Annotated in this window: 15 protein-coding genes; 4 read left to right on the forward strand and 11 right to left on the reverse strand. The window is 60.4% G+C overall.

Annotation, left to right across the window (positions count from 1 at the left end; genetic code table 11):
* Positions 1–44: 44 nt before the first annotated feature.
* Positions 45–299, forward strand: a complete 255-nt coding sequence (locus FFH90_RS28250; protein ID WP_032830934.1) for a hypothetical protein — start codon at positions 45–47, stop codon at positions 297–299.
* A gap of 162 nt (positions 300–461) precedes the next feature.
* Here the strand turns inward: FFH90_RS28250 and fdhA are convergent, their stop codons facing one another.
* The 8 genes from fdhA to FFH90_RS28290 form a co-directional block, all read right to left on the reverse strand.
* Complete coding sequence (gene fdhA / locus FFH90_RS28255) at positions 462–1,661, reverse strand: formaldehyde dehydrogenase, glutathione-independent (protein ID WP_018928800.1); 1,200 nt, start codon at positions 1,659–1,661, stop codon at positions 462–464.
* 152 nt (positions 1,662–1,813) lie between these two features.
* On the reverse strand, positions 1,814–2,671 hold the full coding sequence (gene purU, locus FFH90_RS28260) for a formyltetrahydrofolate deformylase (RefSeq protein ID WP_018928799.1): 858 nt from the start codon (positions 2,669–2,671) through the stop codon (positions 1,814–1,816).
* Between the two features lie 178 nt (positions 2,672–2,849).
* The gene (locus tag FFH90_RS28265) at positions 2,850–3,482 is read right to left on the reverse strand and encodes a sarcosine oxidase subunit gamma (RefSeq protein WP_111452940.1); all 633 of its coding nucleotides are present in this window, start codon (positions 3,480–3,482) and stop codon (positions 2,850–2,852) included.
* Between the two features lie 57 nt (positions 3,483–3,539).
* Entirely contained in the window at positions 3,540–6,557 is a 3,018-nt protein-coding gene (locus tag FFH90_RS28270; RefSeq protein ID WP_018928797.1) for a sarcosine oxidase subunit alpha, read from the reverse strand.
* On the reverse strand, positions 6,554–6,883 hold the full coding sequence (locus FFH90_RS28275; RefSeq protein WP_007907563.1) for a sarcosine oxidase subunit delta: 330 nt from the start codon (positions 6,881–6,883) through the stop codon (positions 6,554–6,556). The genes FFH90_RS28270 and FFH90_RS28275 overlap by 4 nt, the downstream gene beginning before the upstream one ends.
* A gap of 14 nt (positions 6,884–6,897) precedes the next feature.
* Entirely contained in the window at positions 6,898–8,148 is a 1,251-nt protein-coding gene (locus FFH90_RS28280) for a sarcosine oxidase subunit beta (protein ID WP_007936415.1), read from the reverse strand.
* A gap of 23 nt (positions 8,149–8,171) precedes the next feature.
* A complete protein-coding gene (gene glyA / locus FFH90_RS28285; protein ID WP_018928796.1) occupies positions 8,172–9,425 on the reverse strand; it encodes a serine hydroxymethyltransferase in 1,254 nt (417 codons plus the stop codon).
* A 317-nt stretch (positions 9,426–9,742) separates the two neighbouring features.
* Positions 9,743–10,459 (reverse strand): TraX family protein, encoded by a 717-nt coding sequence (locus FFH90_RS28290; RefSeq protein WP_138866415.1) that lies wholly within the window; start codon positions 10,457–10,459, stop codon positions 9,743–9,745.
* A 127-nt stretch (positions 10,460–10,586) separates the two neighbouring features.
* Here FFH90_RS28290 and FFH90_RS28295 point away from each other — a divergent pair, with 127 nt between their 5' ends.
* Both FFH90_RS28295 and FFH90_RS28300 read left to right on the forward strand, forming a co-directional pair.
* Positions 10,587–11,627, forward strand: a complete 1,041-nt coding sequence (locus FFH90_RS28295; RefSeq protein WP_018928794.1) for a low specificity L-threonine aldolase — start codon at positions 10,587–10,589, stop codon at positions 11,625–11,627.
* Between the two features lie 344 nt (positions 11,628–11,971).
* Entirely contained in the window at positions 11,972–12,796 is an 825-nt protein-coding gene (locus tag FFH90_RS28300) for an NAD(P)-dependent oxidoreductase (RefSeq protein WP_064620837.1), read from the forward strand.
* 71 nt (positions 12,797–12,867) lie between these two features.
* On the opposite strand, the gene gbcB is transcribed toward FFH90_RS28300, so the two are convergent.
* The gene (gbcB, locus tag FFH90_RS28305) at positions 12,868–13,968 is read right to left on the reverse strand and encodes a glycine-betaine demethylase subunit GbcB (protein ID WP_138866416.1); all 1,101 of its coding nucleotides are present in this window, start codon (positions 13,966–13,968) and stop codon (positions 12,868–12,870) included.
* A gap of 282 nt (positions 13,969–14,250) precedes the next feature.
* On the opposite strand from gbcB, the gene gbcA reads away from it, so the two are divergent.
* Positions 14,251–15,546 (forward strand): glycine-betaine demethylase subunit GbcA, encoded by a 1,296-nt coding sequence (gbcA, locus tag FFH90_RS28315; protein WP_018928791.1) that lies wholly within the window; start codon positions 14,251–14,253, stop codon positions 15,544–15,546.
* Between the two features lie 48 nt (positions 15,547–15,594).
* Here the strand turns inward: gbcA and FFH90_RS28320 are convergent, their stop codons facing one another.
* On the reverse strand, positions 15,595–16,839 hold the full coding sequence (locus FFH90_RS28320) for a metallophosphoesterase (RefSeq protein ID WP_018928790.1): 1,245 nt from the start codon (positions 16,837–16,839) through the stop codon (positions 15,595–15,597).
* Positions 16,840–16,865: 26 nt separating this feature from the next.
* A complete protein-coding gene (locus tag FFH90_RS28325; RefSeq protein WP_138866417.1) occupies positions 16,866–18,734 on the reverse strand; it encodes a hypothetical protein in 1,869 nt (622 codons plus the stop codon).
* Positions 18,735–18,747: the final 13 nt, after the last annotated feature.

An 18,747-nucleotide genomic window follows, 5' to 3' on the forward strand; every position in this document is an offset into this window, starting at 1 on the left:
TTGTATAGCCGTATGCGCAGGCCATTTTTAAGGGGGTCGCAGTGATGGAGAAACTACTGGAACAATTTGGCAACTTGGTTATGAACGACTCTACGTCGCTGCCATCGAAAAGCTTGGAAAATATAGATTCGGACATTCAGCCGATTATTTTTTGCATCAACCCAGGCGACTATCATCCGAAGGTCGGCGATAAGGTAACGTATGATGTCGTCCAAGGTGACAACGGACAGCTCTACGCAATCAACATTACAATTGTCGGCCACGAATACACCAACAAACCATTGCCCCTCGACAGCTAGCCCACACATTTCCTTTCTAACCTGCAGCACCTGTTTTTATTTAATCCGGGCAATATAGTTATATCGACTCTATTACAACTTCTCATCAAACGTTAAGAACCCCATAGAAGAATAAAAAAGGGCGACATCACTGTCGCCCTTTTTTCCGTCTTGCTCCAGGCCTTACGCCGCACTAAACAACTTGTGCGGATCGATCACAAACTTCTTCGGCACGCCCGCGTCGAACTCGCCGTAACCCCGTGGTGCGTCATCCAGGCTGATGACTTCCACACCCACGATTTCGGCAATCTTGATGCGGTCCCACATGATCGCCTGCATCAGCTGGCGGTTGTACTTCATCACTGGCGTCTGGCCGGTGTGGAAGCTGTGGGATTTGGCCCAGCCCAGGCCGAAGCGAATGCTCAGGCTGCCCATTTTCGCGGCAGCGTCCACTGCACCCGGATCTTCGGTGACGTACAGGCCAGGAATACCGATTTTGCCAGCGACGCGAACCACGCCCATCAGCGAGTTGAGTACGGTGGCGGGAGCCTCGTGCTTCACGCCGGCATGGCCGTGACCGCGAGCTTCGAAGCCTACGGCATCGACGGCGCAGTCCACTTCTGGTTCGCCCAACAGTGCAGCGATCTGTTCGTGCAGTGGGGTGTCTGTCGACAGGTCGGCGATTTCGAAGCCCTGAGCCTTGGCATGGGCCAGGCGGATCGGGTTGACGTCACCGATGATCACCACCGCAGCACCCAGCAGGCGAGCGGAAGCGGCAGCTGCCAGGCCAACCGGGCCGGCGCCGGCAATGTACACGGTGCTGCCAGGGCCGACGCCGGCAGTCACTGCGCCGTGGTAACCGGTGGGCAGAATGTCGGAGAGACAGGTCAGGTCACGGATTTTTTCCATGGCCCGGTCGCGATCTGGAAGTTTCAGCAGGTTGAAGTCGGCATACGGCACAAACGCGTATTCGGCTTGGCCACCGGTCCAGTCACCCATGTCGACATAACCATAGGCACCGCCCGGACGCGCCGGGTTAACGCTCAGGCAGACGCCAGTATGTTGCTCTTTGCACGAACGGCAACGGCCACAGGCAACGTTGAAAGGTACCGACACCAAGTCGCCGATCTGCAGGTTCTCGACACCGCTGCCCTTCTCGATCACTTCACCCGTGATCTCGTGGCCCAGCACCAGACCGGTCTGAGCGGTGGTACGCCCGCGCACCATGTGCTGATCGGAACCACAGATGTTGGTGGAAACTACGCGCAGGATGACACCGTGCTCGATCTTCCTGCCGCGCGGGTCCTGCATTTTGGGATAGTCGATTTTCTGTACTTCGACCTTGCCTGCGCCGAGATACACCACACCACGATTACCAGACATGCTTTCACCTCGCTGTTGTTTTTATGTAGCGGTCGCGTCGCCAGGAAGCGGCGGCGCGTTGATTGCTCGATAAATCAAAAGATCGTCCGAACGCGGCCCGAGCCTTCGGCAGCGTCTACAGAGACAGGCGATCTTTTCAGGCAGTAAAAACGCTAGAGAACAACTGTCCTGTTAGCGTTAAGGAACACGCGTCTTTCAATGTGATAACCCACGGCCCGCGCCAACGTCAGCCCTTCGATATCCCGCCCCTTGGCGATCAAGTCTTCGGGATAGTGACTGTGATCCACGGCTTCCACGCCCTGGGCGATGATCGGACCTTCATCCAGATCGTTGTTGATGTAATGCGCCGTGGCGCCGACCAGTTTCACGCCTTTGTTGTAGGCCTGGTGATACGGCTTGGCGCCCTTGAAGCCCGGCAGCAGGGAGTGGTGAATGTTGATCGCCTTGCCATCGAGTTTGCGGCACAGCTCTGGCGACAGAACCTGCATGTAGCGGGCAAGGATCACCAGCTCGGCGCCGGCCTCTTCGATCACCTGCCAGACCTGGCGCTCTTGCGATGGTTTGTCGTTGGGGTCCAGCGGAAAGTGGTAGTACGGAATCTGGTGCCAGTCGGCCAACGGCTTGAGGTCCGGGTGGTTGGAGACCACCGCGACCACGTCCATCGACAACTGGCCGATGCGCTGGCGGTAGAGCAAGTCGTTGAGGCAGTGATCGGCCTTGGAGACCATGATCACCACTTTCGGCCGGTAGTTCGGCGGGGTCAGCTCGAAGACCATCCCGAAGGCGGCACCACGCTCCGCCAGGCCTGCGCGGAAGGCTTGTTCGTCGAAAGCGTCGGGTTGCCGAAATTCCACTCGGATGAAGAAACGGCCTGAGAGCCGGTCATCAAAGGAGTGGTGCTCGGTGACGTAGCAGCCCTGCTCGAACAGAAAGCGGGTCACCGCATCCACGGTGCCGAGGACGCTTGGGCAGTCGGCGGTCAGAATCCATGTGTCTGGGGCGCGGCTCATAGTGCGGTGACTCCTGCTGCTACATCTGTGATCAGAGAGAACTCTGTGGCGAGGGAGCTTGCTCCCGCTGGGTTGCGAAGCGACCCCTATGTCAGCAACCGCATTCCTGCAGAAGGAACGCGGACTCAGGTTTTACGACTGCTGCGCAGCCGAGCGGGAGCAAGCTCCCTCGCCACTATTACGCCTGGACGCTAAGCCCGTACTCAGCCGACGCATCCTGCAACCACAACCACCAGTAATCCGAGAAGCTGCGGCGAATCAGCAGTTCCCAGGTGTCTTCGGCGGTATGGCGGATCACCAGTTGCGACTTGGCGAACACCGTGCCCACAGCCTTGCCCACCGGGAAGTTGTTGGGGTGCACGTCGTAGCTGGTGGACTTCATCAGCACCTGACGCACGTTCGGGCCGCTGAGTTCGAGGATCTGCTGGCCACCGCTGACGTTGACGATCTGGATGTGCAGGTCGCCCAGCGCTTCACGGAGCTTTTTCTCGGCGGCGAATTCTTCACCGGTCGGCACGACCAGCAGCCATTCATCCGGCCCCATCCATTGCAGGCTGGTTTCGCCTTTGATGATCACGGTCAGCGCACCTGGCAACTCGATGCCAAGAGCCTTGTGCACACCAGCGGCGAACGCGGCGTCGTGGCCATCGCCACGGATGGTCAGGTGACCGAGGAGTTTTTTCTCACGCACGATCACGCCGGCGTTCTTGCGACCCTTGCCCACCAGGCTGGCGAGGTCGGCGTGATGCAGCGACGACTCGGCCTTGGCCCCGGTGGTTGGGCGTTGTTGGTAAACATTGGCTGCGGTCATAAAGCACCTGTCTTGAATTCTTTGTCGCCCCCCGCGCCTGGCGCGGGGGGTGATCGATTACACGTTCTGGCGATCGCCTTTCGGATCGAAGAACACCGAAGAAACGATTTCCGCCTCGATCACGCTGCCGTCGGCCAGCGGTGCGAACACCCGCTCACCCATGCGCTTCAAGCCGCCCTTGACCACGCCCATGGCAAACGAATAGCCCAGGGAGTTGTGCAAGTAACTGGAAGTCACGTGACCCACCATGGTCATCGGAATCGCTTGCTTGGTGTTGAACACCAGTTGCGCACCTTCCGGCAGCCATTTGGTCGGATCGATCGGCTTCAGGCCAACCAGCTGTTTGCGCTGATCACGCACACAGTCTTCGCGGTTCATGCCACGCCAGCCGATCCACGAGAACGGTTTGGTGCGACCGACACACCAGCCCATGTTCAGGTCGTCCGGGGTCATCGAGCTGTCAGTATCCTGACCGACGATGATGAAGCCCTTCTCGGCCCGCAGTACGTGCATGGTTTCAGTGCCATATGGCGTCAGGTTGTACTTCTTGCCAGCATCAACAATTTTTTCCAGCACGCCCATCGCATAGTCGGCCTGCACGTTGACTTCGTACGACAGCTCACCGGTAAACGAAATCCGGAAAATCCGCGCCGGCACGCCACCGACCAGGGCTTCTTTCCAGGTCATGAACGGGAAGGCTTCGTTGCTCAGGTCGGCGTCGGTGACTTCGCTGAGCAGCTTGCGGCTGTTCGGCCCGGACAGGGTCATGGTTGCCCAGTGATCCGTCACGGAAGTGAAGTACACCTTCAGGTCTGGCCATTCGGTCTGGTGGTAGATTTCCAGCCATTGCAGCACGCGCGCAGCGCCGCCGGTGGTGGTGGTCATCACGAAATGGTTGTCGGCCAGGCATGCAGTCACGCCGTCGTCGAACACCATGCCGTCTTCTTTACACATCAGGCCGTAGCGCGCCTTGCCCACGTCGAGCTTGGTCCAGGCGTTGGTGTAGATACGGTTGAGGAACTCGCGGGAGTCCGGGCCCTGGATGTCGATCTTGCCCAGGGTCGAAGCGTCCAGCAGGCCGACGCTGTCGCGCACGGCTTTGCATTCGCGTTTGACGGCGGCATGCAGGTCTTCACCGTTTTTCGGGAAGTACCAAGGACGTTTCCACTGACCGACGTCTTCGAACTCGGCGCCATTCTTAACGTGCCAGTGATGCAGCGCGGTGAAGCGAACCGGCTCGAAGATGTGCCCACAGTGACGACCGGCCACGGCGCCGAAAGTCACCGGCGTGTAGTTCGGGCGGAACATGGTGGTGCCCATCTGCGGGATGGTCACGTTCAGCGAACGGGCAGCGATGGCCAGGCCGTTGACGTTGCCGAGCTTGCCCTGATCGGTGCCGAAGCCCAGTGCGGTGTAGCGCTTGACGTGCTCGACCGACTCGAAGCCTTCGCGGGTCGCCAGTTCGATGGCGGCTGCGGTGACGTCGTTCTGCAGGTCGACGAATTGCTTCGGCGCACGGGCAGTGGCTTTCTCGTGAGGCACCTGGAACAGCGCCAGCGTCGGCTCTTCGAGTCGGCTCAGGGCTTTGGGCAGTACGCCTTCGACCTTGCCGAATCCAGCTTCGCTGGCAGCGCGAGCACCGCCTTCAAAACCATCGGCCAACGAATCGCCGAGGCTGTAGACGCCGTTGATGCCACCGACGCACACGCGTTTCTGCGGTGCTTCGCCCGGTACGAAACCGAGGATGTCTTCACGCCAGATCGGCTTGCCACCCAGGTGCGAAGCCAGGTGAACCACTGGGCTGTAACCGCCGGAGCTGGCGACCAGGTCGCAATCGAGCCATTCGCCCGGGCTGGTCACGGTGTGTGCTTTTACATCAATCGCTGCAACGCGAGCGGCGGTCACGTGCTTGCTGCCACGGGCCTCGATCACGGCGCTGCCGGTCAGGATGCGAATGCCTTTGGCCCGCGCTTCTTCCACCAGCGCACCGCGAGGGTTGCTGCGGGCGTCGGCGATGGCCACCACTTGCAGGCTGGCGTCGAGCCAGTCCAGGGCAACGCGGTAGGCGTGGTCGTTGTTAGTCGACAGCACCAGTTTCTTGCCAGGTGCCACGCCATAGCGACGTACATAAGTCGACACAGCGCCGGCGAGCATGTTGCCCGGCACGTCGTTGTTACCGTAAACCAGTGGACGCTCGTGAGCGCCTGTCGCCAGCACCACGCGCTTGGCGCGAACCCGGTGGATGCGCTGACGCACCTGGCCGATCGGAGCGCGGTCGCCGAGGTGATCGGTGAGGCGCTCGTGAATGGTCAGGAAGTTATGGTCGTGGTAACCGTTGACCGTGGCGCGCGGCAACAGCAGCACGTCAGGGGTGTTTTTCAGCTCGGCGATGACGCTGGCAACCCACTCAGTAGCTGGTTTGCCATCGAGGCTTTCGCGGGAGTCGAGCAGGCTGCCGCCAAACTCTTCCTGTTCATCGGCCAGGATCACACGGGCGCCGCTGCGGGCAGCCGCCAGTGCAGCCGCCAGACCCGCAGGGCCAGCGCCGACGATCAGCACGTCGCAGTGCTGGTTCATGTAGTCGTAGGTGTCCGGATCGTTCTCGGTCGGCGAACGGCCAAGACCGGCTGCCTTACGAATGTACTTCTCGTAAGTCATCCAGAACGATTGCGGGTACATGAAGGTTTTGTAGTAGAAGCCCGGTGGCATCAGCTTGCCGCCGACCTTGCCGAGAATCCCCATCATGTCGTTGTTCACGCTTGGCCAGCCGTTGGTGCTGGTGGCGACCAGGCCTTGATACAACGCTTGTTGCGTGGCGCGTACGTTCGGGATCTGCGTGGCTTCGGTCGCACCGATCTGCAGCACGGCGTTCGGCTCTTCGGCACCGGCGGCGAAGATGCCGCGAGGGCGCGAATACTTGAAGCTGCGGCCGACGATGTCGACACCGTTGGCCAGCAAGGCTGCAGCCAGCGAGTCGCCTTCAAAGCCTTTGTAGACCTGGCCGTTGAAGGTGAAGCTCAGCACTTTGTTGCGGTCGATGCGTCCGCCGTTGGACAGGCGATTGATCTGGCTCATACCTTCTCTCCCAGAGCCGTGGCGGCCGCTTTCGGGCTGTCGGTCTTGTCGGTGAACTGCGGCTTGGTGCCGATCTTGTAGGTTTCGAGAATCTCGTAGGTCACGGTGTCACGGGTCACGTTGAAATACTGACGGCAACCGGCGACGTGATCCCACAGTTCGTGGTGCAGACCGCGAGGGTTATCGCGGAAGAACATGTAGTCGCCCCACTCCTCGTCGGTGCAGCTGTTCGGATCCAGTGGACGCGGGATGTGCGCCTGGCCGGATGCATGGAATTCCTCTTCGGAGCGCAGTTCGCCACAGTGAGGACAGAAGATATGCAACATAGGGATTTCTCCTGTTAGTGGGCGACTGCTGCAGCGCCGTGTTCGTCGATCAACGCACCGCTGTGGAAGCGGTCGATGGAGAAAGGTGCAGCCAATGGGTGCATTTCACCCTTGGCCAGGCTTGCGGCAAACACGTTGCCCGAGCCAGGTGTAGCCTTGAAGCCACCGGTGCCCCAACCGCAGTTGAAGAACATGTTCGGTACCGGAGTCTTCGAGATGATCGGGCACGCATCCGGCGTGGTGTCGACGATGCCGCCCCACTGACGGTTCATGCGTACGCGCGACAGCACCGGGAACATCTCGACGATGGCCTGGATGGTGTGCTCGATCACCGGGTACGAACCACGCTGGCCGTAGCCGTTGTAGCCGTCGATACCGGCGCCGATCACCAGGTCGCCCTTGTCGGACTGGCTGATGTAACCGTGTACGGCGTTGGACATGATCACGCTGTCGATAATCGGCTTGATCGGCTCGGACACCAGCGCTTGCAGCGGGTGCGATTCGATCGGCAGGCGGAAACCGGCGAGTTTGGCCATGTGCCCGGAGTTACCGGCAGTCACCACGCCGACGCGCTTGGCGCCGATGAAGCCCTTGTTGGTTTCAACACCGATGCACACACCGTTTTCCTTACGGAAACCGATCACTTCGGTCTGTTGGATCAGGTCCACGCCCAAGGCGTCGGCGGCACGGGCAAAGCCCCACGCCACGGCATCGTGACGGGCCACGCCGCCGCGACGCTGGACGGTAGCGCCCATCACCGGGTAGCGGGTGTTCTTGGAGCAGTCGAGGTACGGGATCTCGTCTGCCACTTGCTTGGCATCGAGCAGTTCGCCGTCCACGCCGTTGAGGCGGTTGGCGCTGACCCGACGCTCGGAATCACGAATGTCCTGCAGGGTGTGGCACAGGTTGTAGACGCCACGCTGGGAGAACATCACGTTGTAGTTCAGGTCCTGGGACAGGCCTTCCCACAATTTCATCGCGTGTTCGTACAGGTGTGCCGACTCGTCCCACAGGTAGTTGGAACGCACGATGGTGGTGTTGCGCGCGGTGTTACCGCCGCCCAGCCAGCCCTTCTCGACCACGGCCACGTTGGTGATGCCGTGTTCCTTGGCCAGGTAGTAGGCGGTCGCCAGACCATGCCCGCCACCGCCGACGATGACCACGTCGTAGACCTTTTTCGGGGTCGGCGTACGCCACATGCGCTGCCAGTTTTCATGGTGGCTGAGGGAGTGTTTGAAGAGGCCGAAGCCCGAATAGCGTTGCATAGTCATTTACTCCAAAACCGCGCTCAGCGATAAACCGGGAAGTCCGCGCACAGGGCTGCCACATGCTGCGCGACATTGGCCTCGACATCGGCGTCGCCGAGGTTGTCGAGGATGTCGCAGATCCAGCCAGCCAGTTCAACACACTGGGTAACCTTGAAGCCGCGAGTGGTCACCGCCGGGGTGCCGATACGCAGGCCGGAGGTCACGAACGGCGACTGTGGATCGTTCGGGACAGCGTTCTTGTTCACGGTGATGTGGGCGCGGCCGAGTGCTGCGTCCGCCTCTTTACCGGTGAGGCCCTGACGGATCAGGCTGACCAGGAACAGGTGGTTATCGGTACCGCCGGACACTACATCGTAGCCGCGTTTGATAAATACGCCGGCCATTGCCTTGGCGTTGTCGATCACTTGTTGCTGGTAGGCCTTGAAGCCAGGCTCCAGTGCTTCCTTGAAGCACACTGCTTTACCGGCGATGACGTGCATCAGCGGGCCGCCCTGGGCACCAGGGAATACCGCGGCGTTGAGCTTCTTCTCGATTTCTTCGTTAGCCTTGGCCAGGATCAGGCCACCACGTGGACCGCGCAGGGTCTTGTGGGTGGTGGTGGTCACCACGTCGGCGTATGGCAGCGGGTTCGGGTACAGGCCAGCGGCGACCAGACCGGCAACGTGAGCCATGTCGACGAACAGCAGGGCACCGACCTTGTCAGCGATCTGGCGGAAACGCGGGAAATCGAGGGTCTTGGAGTAGGCCGAGAAACCGGCGACGATCATCTTCGGCTTGCATTCGACGGCCAGACGCTCGACTTCGTCGTAGTCGATCAGGCCGGTTTTGGTGTCGATGCCGTACTGCACAGCGTTGTACAGCTTGCCCGAGGACGACACTTTGGCACCGTGGGTCAGGTGACCGCCGTGGGCCAGGCTCATGCCCAGAATGGTGTCGCCGGCTTGCAGCAGGGCCAGGTAAACGGCGCTGTTGGCCGAAGAACCGGAGTGCGGCTGCACGTTGGCGTAATCGGCACCGAACAACTGCTTGGCGCGTTCGATGGCCAGGGCTTCAACCTTGTCGACGTGCTCGCAACCACCGTAGTAGCGCTTGCCCGGATAGCCTTCGGCGTATTTGTTGGTCAGGCCACTGCCTTGCGCTTCCATCACGCGCTTGCTGGTGTAGTTCTCTGACGCGATCAGCTCGATGTGATCTTCCTGGCGTTGCTCCTCGGCATTCATCGCCGCCAGCAGTGCATCGTCGTAACCCTGAATCTGGTCTTGCTTGCTGAACATCGCGTCTCTCCCAGCGGCGGCGGTGCGCCTTTCGTCTCGGTGAGGCACTGGCATTTCGGCAGTGCCCTTTGATAGCGATGGTATGACCGGCGCAGACAGGTCAAATGCCTATGGACGCCACGCAAAGGTGCGTTTACGACATGGGCCGAAATGGGTGAACGGGCGAACACCCCTGTGGCGAGGGAGCTTGCTCCCGCTCGACTGCGAAGCAGTCGTGAAACCGACAAATTCGATCTAACTGACGAACCACATGCGCCGGGTTTGGGTCTGCTGCGCAGCCCAACGGGGGCAAGCCCCCTCGCCACAGGGGACGGGCGTCAGGCGATGAGTTGGCGCAAGGCCAAAAGTACGAGGAAATGTCCGGGATAAAGGGCGTAGGCCCAGCGGCGCATCGGCGGTGGCTGGATGCCTTGGGCATGTCGCAATAGCAGCAGGCCCGAGAATGGCGCAATCAGACAAACGACAATACCCAAAATCGCCGCACCGCTGCCGAACCAGGCAGCGGAGTACAGCACTTGCCATTGATTGGCCGCCAGGCACACCAGCCCCGGCAACAGGCCGAAATACCAGGGCCGCTGGATCACCAGCAACATCGCCAGTGGCAACAGCACGCCGAAAAAGCCGAACATCAATCGCTGCGAGAACAGTGCCGCCAGCACCAAGGCAACGACCGCCAACAGACGCGACTGAACTGGCCCGTGCTGCCAGCCACGGGCCACCAGCAACCCCATGACCAGCGTAGGCAATACATTCAAGGTGTCGTGATCAGGAATGTACATCCGATACGGAATTTCGCTCAGGGCACTAAACAGCAACAACCAACCGAGGTAGCGCCACTGGCCGTCGGTCGTCACTGTACGGACACGCGCCAGGTTCGCCGCCATCGCCAGACAGAACCACGGGAACGCCAGTCTGCCCGGCACATACAGCAGATCGAGGGAATAACCGACATATCGCAGGTGATCGAGCACCATGCTCAACAGCGCCAGCCACTTGAGCAGATCCAGTGCACCGTCCCTCTGCGTCATGTGCATAATTGCCCGAGGCGTTTGTATTTTTCTGACAGACTCATCCCGTGTGCTCCCCGGACGATCTTCGGTAAAGTGCACATCATCATTGACCAACGAAGCGCCACAAGCGCCTCGATCACGGAAGCCGGCCATGACCGACAAGAGCCAACAATTCGCCAGCGACAACTATTCCGGTATTTGCCCTGAAGCCTGGGCTGCCATGGAACAGGCCAACCACGGACACCAGCGCGCTTATGGCGACGATGAGTGGACCGCACGCGCCGCGGATCAATTCCGCAAACTGTTCGAAACCGACTGCGAAGTGTTCTTCGCCTTCAACGGCACCGCGGCCAACTCGTTGGCCCTGTCGTCGCTGTGCCAGAGTTACCACAGCGTGATCTGCTCGGAAACCGCCCACGTCGAAACCGACGAATGCGGCGCTCCGGAGTTTTTCTCCAACGGTTCCAAGCTGCTCATCGCCCGCACCGAAAACGGCAAGCTGACCCCGGAATCGATCCGCGAAATTGCCCTCAAGCGCCAGGATATCCACTACCCGAAACCGCGCGTCGTGACCCTGACCCAGGCCACTGAAGTCGGCAGCGTGTACACCCCGGAAGAAATCCGCGCCATCAGCGTCACCTGTAAAGAACTGGGCTTGAACCTGCACATGGACGGTGCCCGTTTCTCCAACGCCTGCGCTTATCTGGGTTGCTCGCCAGCCGACCTGACCTGGAAGGCCGGCGTCGACGTGCTGTGCTTTGGCGGTACGAAAAACGGCATGGCGGTGGGCGAAGCGATTCTGTTCTTCAACCACAAACTGGCTGAAGACTTCGACTACCGCTGCAAACAGGCCGGGCAACTGGCGTCGAAGATGCGCTTCCTCTCGGCCCCCTGGGTCGGGATTCTTGAAAACGACGCCTGGCTCAAATACGCCCGCCACGCCAACCACTGCGCGCAGTTGCTGGCCGAACTGGTGAGCGACATTCCTGGCGTCGAGCTGATGTTCCCGGTGCAGGCCAACGGTGTGTTCCTGCAACTCTCCGAGCCGGCCATCGCCGCACTGACCGCCAAGGGCTGGCGCTTCTACACCTTCATCGGCAACGGCGGCGCACGGTTCATGTGCTCGTGGGACACCGAAGAAGAACGCGTGCGGGAACTGGCGGCAGATATTCGGCACGTGATGACAGCCTGACTCCCTCCCCCTCACCACAGGCTCTGTGTTCCACCTCAGCTATTTGGTTGAAATGCGACTTTGTGGCGAGGGAGCTTGCTCCCGCTCGGCTGCGCAGCAGTCGTAAAACCAGCCAACGCGGTCCACCTGACAGACCGCATGCTCAGGCTTTGGGGCTGCTTCGCAACCCAACGGGAGCAAGCTCCCTCGCCACAGGTTCTGCGCTCGACCTCAGCTATTTGATTGGCAAGAGATCTTATGGCGAGGGGGCTTGCCCCCCCCTTGCCACAGTCCCGCACGAGTTGGTCTACATTGACTGCGAGCCGTTTCGATCCGCTCGGATCACGCCAATCGGGAGCGTCCGCATGTCACTACAAGGCAAAACCCTGTTCATCACCGGCGCCAGTCGCGGGATCGGGCGTGAGATTGCGCTGCGGGCCGCGCGCGACGGGGCCAACATCGTGATTGCCGCGAAAAGCGCCGCCCCTCACCCCAAACTGCCTGGCACCATCTTCAGCGTGGCAGCGGAAGTCGAAGCCGCGGGTGGCAAGGCGCTGGCCCTGGAGGTGGATGTGCGCGATGAAACCATCGTGCGCCAGGCCCTGGCTGACGCCAATGAGCATTTCGGCGGCATCGACGCGCTGGTCAACAATGCAGGAGCGATCAAGCTGACCGGCGTGCAGCACATCGAACTCAAGCGCTTCGACCTGATGCACCAGATCAACACCCGCGCCGTGCTGCTGTGCAGCCAGGCCGCCCTGCCCTATCTGAAAAAATCCAGCGGCCACATCCTCAACCTGTCACCGCCGTTGAACCTGGCCACCAAATGGTTCGCCCAATACAGCCCCTACACCGTCACCAAGTACGGCATGAGCATGCTCACCCTGGGCATGAGCGAGGAATTCGCCGCCTACGGTATCAGCGTCAACTCTCTATGGCCGCAGACCATGATCGCCACGGCCGCGATCGAGTTTCAGCTCGGATCGCGCGAATCTTTCAAACATGCCCGCACACCCGCGATCATGGCGGATGCCGCCCACGTCATTCTCGACAGCAGCGGTCGCAGCATTACCGGTCGGTTGCTGATCGATGAGGAGATTTTGCGCGAGCAAGGGGTGACGGATTTTGAAGGGTATCGGTATGCGCCTGATTCCACCGACAAACTGATGCCAGACCTGTTTGTCGACTGACTGAAGCGCGCCCTCTACAGGCGCTGCCGAAGGCTGCTCCTGTAGAGGTTATTCAGCGATCATCCGACCGATCAATACTCGATCCGCACGTCACCCTTCGGCACGCTGCAGCAAGACAGGATGAACCCTTCGGCTTCGTCTTCCTCGGTAATCCCGCCGTTGTGTTCCATTGCCACTTCGCCGGCAAGCTTCATTACCTTGCAGGTACCGCAGATACCCATGCCGCAGGCCTTGGGGATCATCAGGCCCAGCTTGGCGGCAGCGGCGTGGACGGTTTCGCCCGGAGCCACGCGGATGCTCTTGCCGGAGGCGGTGAATTCCACCTGGTGCAGGTCGGCGGCGTCGATTGCAGGGGCGTCGGCCGCTTGTTCAGCGTGTTCCTCTGCATCGGCGATAGCCTCTGGCGGTGTGGCGCCGAAGGACTCTTCGTGGTAGCGCTTCATATTGAAGCCGGCGTTTTCCAGCAAACGCTTGACCGCATTCATGTAGGGCGTCGGACCGCAGCAGAACACTTCCCGCTCAAGGAAGTCCGGGACCATCAGTTCGAGCATCTTGTGGTTGAGATAACCGCGGTATCCGGCCCACGGCTCACCGAAACCGTGTTTCTCGCAGATCAGGTGCAGGCTGAAGTTTTCGATCCGCGCCGCCATGTGCTCCAGCTCGCGGTGATAAATGATGTCTTTCGGCGAGCGGGCGCTGTGGATGAAGGCCATATCGACATTGCCGTTGGTATCGAAGAACCAGCGCGCCATGGACATCACCGGGGTGATGCCCACGCCGCCGCTGAGGTACAGCACTTTCGGGTTCGGAAAGTCGATGGCGTTGAACAGCCCGACCGGGCCGTGCACCGCCAGCTCGTAACCTTCATGCAGGGTGTCATGCAACCAGTTCGAGACCTTGCCGACCGGTACGCGCTTGATCGTCACCGAGAAGCTGTACGGCACCGACGGCGAGCTGGAAATGGTGTACGAACGCATGATCTGCTGGCCTTCGATTTCCAGCTCCAGGGTGACGAATTGCCCCGGTTTGAAGAAGAACATGATCGGCTGGTCGGCCATAAAGCAGAAGGTGCGCACATCCCAGGTTTCCTGGATGACTTTGACGCAACGGACAATGTGTCGACCATTGGCCCAGGTCTGGGTGGTTACCGGGTTCAGGAAGTTGTTGGACATGCTGATCTCCACGGCCGACTACCGGCCTTTATGTTGGCGATTCTGCGTATAGCGCAGCCCCGCCATTTACCTATCTGCGACATTGACATACTTATCGCGACCAGCCCCCAATTACCGGGGGTTGGGCGTCGGGAACAGATTGGGCCATGTCGCCCATGGATAAGGTTCCGGGGAGCGCCGGCCCCACACTCGCCCCATACCAAGACACAACCTTTACACCTTGCGTAGCAAACCTGATCAGCCACTTTCGCGGCCACGCAGATGGCCTTGAGGAAACACATGATGGACGTCACCACTACCCTGAGCCTCGGCGATCCACTGGAACCCGCACGCAAGGCCACTGCGCAGATGCTGCAAGAGCGCGAACGCACTTTCTCGCTGCCGCAGCCGTTTTACTCTGACGAGCGGCTGTTTGATATCGACATGCAGGAAATCTTCCAGAAAGAGTGGTTGATTGCCGGCATGACCTGCGAGATCCCGACCAAGGGCAACTACCTGACCCTGCAAGTCGGCAAGAACCCGATCATCGTGATTCGTGGCGCCGATGGCGTGGTCCATGCGTTCCACAACGTCTGTCGCCACCGTGGTTCACGCCTGTGCACCAGTGAAAAAGGCAAGGTCGCCAAACTGGTCTGCCACTACCACCAGTGGACGTACGAGCTGGACGGTCGCCTGCTGTTCGCCGGCACCGAAATGGGCGCCGACTTCGACATGAAGCAATACGGCCTTAAACCGGTGAACGTGAAGACCGCCGGCGGTTACATCTTCATCAGCCTGGCAGAAAACCCGCCGGCCATCGATGACTTCCTGTCGACGCTCAGCCATTACATGGAACCGTACGACATGGAGAACACCAAGGTGGCGGTGCAAACCACCTTGATGGAAAAGGCCAACTGGAAACTGGTGCTGGAAAACAACCGCGAGTGCTACCACTGCGGCGGTTCACACCCGGAATTGCTGAAAACCCTGCTGGAATGGGACGACGTCACCGATCCGCGTGCCGACCAGGCCTTCAAGGACCACGTAGCCGCTTCCGCCGCTGCCTGGGAAGCCGAGAAGATCCCTTACGCCCACGCCAGTTTCGGCCTGCGTAACCGTATCGTGCGCATGCCGCTGCTCAAGGGCACCGTATCGATGACCATGGACGGCAAACAAGGCTGCGCCAAACTGATGGGCCGCATCAAGAACCCGGACCTGGGCTCGATGCGCATCCTGCACCTGCCGCACTCGTGGAACCACTGCATGGGCGACCACATCATCGTGTTCACCGTGTGGCCGATCAGCGCCCAGGAAACCATGGTCACCACCAAGTGGATCGTCCACAAGGACGCGGTCGAAGGCGTGGACTACGACGTGGAGCGCATGCGCCAGGTCTGGGATGCGACCAACGACCAGGACCGTCGCCTGGCCGAAGAGAACCAGCGCGGGATCAACTCCACCGCGTACCAGCCAGGGCCTTACTCCAAGACCTATGAGTTCGGCGTGGTGAACTTCGTGGACTGGTACAGCGAGCGGATGCTGAACAACCTGGGGGCCGAGCCTGCGCCTTACCTCAAAGGTGTTCCGGTTCAGGGTTAATCGAAATCTGATCGTTCCCACGCCAGGCGTGGGAACGATCCTTCCTCGCTAAATTGAAGACCACCGCACCGAACCATCCTCGCCAATAAACGTCTCTTCGATGTTCTCCCCCACCAGCCGCACCTTCACATAACCGTTCAACACCCGATCCGGGTACGCCTCATCCCGCGCATTTTGCGTTTCCGACCACAGCACCCCCGGATGCCCGTTCAGCTCGCTGGCATTGCCATAGGGAATCGCCCCGTGCCCGGCGCAACGTGCATGCAAGCCACCTTGAGTGGCATAGCAGATGCCGTTATGCAAATGCCCCCAATACCAGTAATCCGGCTCGCGCCCCAAGGCATCGCAGACCGGCTTGTACAACGCGGTCTTGTCACGCCCGGTAATGTCAAAGCCCTGGTGATGACTGAGCACCATGATCTTCTTGCGTTTGGGCAGGTCTTTCATCCAGTCGATCTGCTGCTTGTTCAGCGCGCCGTCCATATACAGATTGATTGGACTGGAGGCATAAGCCGAGTCGATCCCGACCACCAGCCAGTCATCGTTGTACAACGCAAAATAACTGGTGCCCTGCTGCGCCGGGAAACGTTTGGCCAGTTCCTTGAAGTAGCCATGGGCGCCGCTGTACATCTCGTGGTTGGAGTTGAGAGTGAATGAGCCCTGCTTGCCCATCGGCCAACCGACCATGTCGACGTCTTCCTGGGAGCGGGTGCCGGCGTAATACACATCCCCCAGATGAATGGTGAAGTCGGCCTGGGCCAGTTGCATCTGATCGGCCACCGCCACTGCCGGGGCATGACTGTCGAACGGCCCGGTGCCCCAGTCGCCGGCAATGGCCAGGGTCACGTCACTGTCCATGCGCATCAACGCCGGGTTGGTAGCGAACGGTGCGTGATGCCGCAGGTTCTCGATCCACTTGAGCAACGCTTCGCTCCACAACAGATCCAGCAGCTCCCATTTGCGACAACCGAGCAGGCTGCCATCCTTGAGCACTTGGGTCTGCAGCTCATCTACCGATTGCGGCAAGGGGCTGGCGTTGCCGATGTGCAGGATCGACAAACCGTGGGACAACTCCCACGGCACACTCGGTTGATCGTCCGGCAAGTCGCCGTGCTTGAGCACGTATTGCGCCTGATCGTGCCCCCGCTGCAGCAGCGCGACGATGGCTTGGTACTCCTCCGGTTCAAGCTCGCTGACGAGCTTCTTCCAGGCCATTTCCAGCCGTGTGAACAGCCCGTGCAGGCGCACCTTCACCTTGTCGTATTCATGTTCCCAATGTCTGACCAATGACATGTCGCTTTCCTCCATCCGTAGTGGAATCACAGGGTTTTCATGAACTCGATGAGCGCCCGCTTATCGAGTTCCGACAACTGCGTGCCGTACAGGTGGCCACCGTTGTGGTTGCCCTCCAGGCGCGTGTCGTATTTGAAGTCCGCCGAGGCTTTCACCTGCTCGCCACTGGTGACGTAGCCGACCTTGTCCTTGTCGTAAATGTCGGAACCGGTGAAGAACACCTGCGGCCGCAGTTCCGGCGGTTGCAGCAAATCCCACAGGGTCGGCACCGAGCCGTTGTGCAAGTACGGCGCGCGCAACCAGATGCCGTCGGTGGGCGTGTTGCTGTAGCTCTGGGTCTTGCGGTAGGCACCAAAGTCGAACGGCGGTTTCTTGAAGCCGTGGAAAGCCGTCACCAGCCCCGTGGTGAACGAGTTCAGCCGATGGGGATCGGTGCCCAGCTCATCAATCGTGGTGGTGACCTGACCGGTATCGGTGCGACCGAAGTCATGGCAACCGGCGCAATTCTTTTCCCAGACCGGCTTGCCCCGGGCGACCTTGGCCTGATCCAGTGCGAACGGCCAGGCCGGTGCCTTGTGGCCCAGCAGCCAATTGGTCACCCGGTTGAAACTGTCCGGCAGCACCGACTCCGGCGTCGCGCCCACGGCCATGGCCGCCGCGTAGTTGCGCTCATGGATATCGTTGTTGTTGCCGTCCCAGTGCAGGTACAGCGACTCCCGGGGTTTCTGGTTCCAGACTTGCGGCAAGTCGACGGTGCCGATGGTCGAGTCATCCGGGAAGCCGAACACCACCATTTTCGTCGGGTTGAAGGTGTCGGTACGCCCCGGCCCTTGCGGTGCGCGCAGCTTCTGCCAGGCATAAGCCTGTTTCTGTTTGATCAGCGCGCTGGTGGCCATCGGGATGATCAGATAGCGGTTGTACAGGCGCTCGAAGAACCCGAGCTGGAACTTGCTGTTGATCGCAGTCATCACCGCGTCGGGCGTGAATTTGGGGTCGCTCGCGCAATCGTAGGCGAACCACTGGAAGGCCTGCAGTTGCAAGGTATTGGCCGGCGCGGAGGCCACCGGGGTAGCAACGTCGCTGGCATTGGCGCGGTAGGAGCCGGTGTGGCACAAGGCGCAGTTGGGCTCCACGGTCGGGTAGCCGATCTGCCGCTTGGCCATGCCGATCGGCAGGTCCTTGCCGTTCTCGTAGAGGAAACCGAACACTTCGTAACCGCCGGGTTTCGGCAGTTTTTCCGGGCACATCTGCGGCAACACTGCGAACAGGTAATAGGGAATCCGTGCTTCGATACCCAGGCCGATGGCGGCGTATTTGTAGTGGTCTTCGTCAGAAGCGTATTGCTCGGCCGGCACCACCCGCAGCATCTGGTACCAGGTTTCGTAGCCGATAAACCCCAGCGCCAGCACCACGACCAGCGTGGCGACCTTGAAGCTGTGCCGCCGCCAGCGTCGCGCCCACGCTGCGCACCACTCACGCCAGCCATCGCGAAGCAGGGCGAACGGCCGATTGGCCGGCGCGCTGCCCAGGTACAGCAGAATCCCGAGGATCAGGAACATGCCCAGATCGCCCAGCAGCATCGGCACGAACACCTGGGCCTGGTTGCTGGTGTTGATCAGGTAAATCCAGAACGCCACGGCGACCAACCGCGACAATACGCACAGCCACGAATGCACCACGTATTTGGGGGCATTGAAGCCTGACGGCATGTAAAAAAGGCTGATCCCCACCAGCAACATGCCGGCGTTCTCCAGCCAAGGATCGGAGAGCTGCGGAGGCATCCCGAGCATCGAGGTCAGCAATGCCGGCGCGAACAGCGCCGGAATCGCGAAGACCATGTTCATTGCGATGCCTATCCAGATGAAGCGTTGAAACCAGCGGATGTAACTGTCCATGGCATCCATTTCC

Origin of the sequence: Pseudomonas sp. ATCC 43928 (assembly GCF_005938665.2) — a bacterium.
Taxonomy (GTDB): domain Bacteria; phylum Pseudomonadota; class Gammaproteobacteria; order Pseudomonadales; family Pseudomonadaceae; genus Aquipseudomonas.

Coding starts and splice junctions, on each gene's coding strand:
- FFH90_RS28250 (WP_032830934.1), top strand. CDS start 45: ATGGAGAAACTACTGGAACAATTTGGCAACTTGGTTATGAACGACTCT.
- fdhA (WP_018928800.1), bottom strand. CDS start 1,661: ATGTCTGGTAATCGTGGTGTGGTGTATCTCGGCGCAGGCAAGGTCGAA.
- purU (WP_018928799.1), bottom strand. CDS start 2,671: ATGAGCCGCGCCCCAGACACATGGATTCTGACCGCCGACTGCCCAAGC.
- FFH90_RS28265 (WP_111452940.1), bottom strand. CDS start 3,482: ATGACCGCAGCCAATGTTTACCAACAACGCCCAACCACCGGGGCCAAG.
- FFH90_RS28270 (WP_018928797.1), bottom strand. CDS start 6,557: ATGAGCCAGATCAATCGCCTGTCCAACGGCGGACGCATCGACCGCAAC.
- FFH90_RS28275 (WP_007907563.1), bottom strand. CDS start 6,883: ATGTTGCATATCTTCTGTCCTCACTGTGGCGAACTGCGCTCCGAAGAG.
- FFH90_RS28280 (WP_007936415.1), bottom strand. CDS start 8,148: ATGCAACGCTATTCGGGCTTCGGCCTCTTCAAACACTCCCTCAGCCAC.
- glyA (WP_018928796.1), bottom strand. CDS start 9,425: ATGTTCAGCAAGCAAGACCAGATTCAGGGTTACGACGATGCACTGCTG.
- FFH90_RS28290 (WP_138866415.1), bottom strand. CDS start 10,459: ATGCACATGACGCAGAGGGACGGTGCACTGGATCTGCTCAAGTGGCTG.
- FFH90_RS28295 (WP_018928794.1), top strand. CDS start 10,587: ATGACCGACAAGAGCCAACAATTCGCCAGCGACAACTATTCCGGTATT.
- FFH90_RS28300 (WP_064620837.1), top strand. CDS start 11,972: ATGTCACTACAAGGCAAAACCCTGTTCATCACCGGCGCCAGTCGCGGG.
- gbcB (WP_138866416.1), bottom strand. CDS start 13,968: ATGTCCAACAACTTCCTGAACCCGGTAACCACCCAGACCTGGGCCAAT.
- gbcA (WP_018928791.1), top strand. CDS start 14,251: ATGGACGTCACCACTACCCTGAGCCTCGGCGATCCACTGGAACCCGCA.
- FFH90_RS28320 (WP_018928790.1), bottom strand. CDS start 16,839: ATGTCATTGGTCAGACATTGGGAACATGAATACGACAAGGTGAAGGTG.
- FFH90_RS28325 (WP_138866417.1), bottom strand. CDS start 18,734: ATGGACAGTTACATCCGCTGGTTTCAACGCTTCATCTGGATAGGCATC.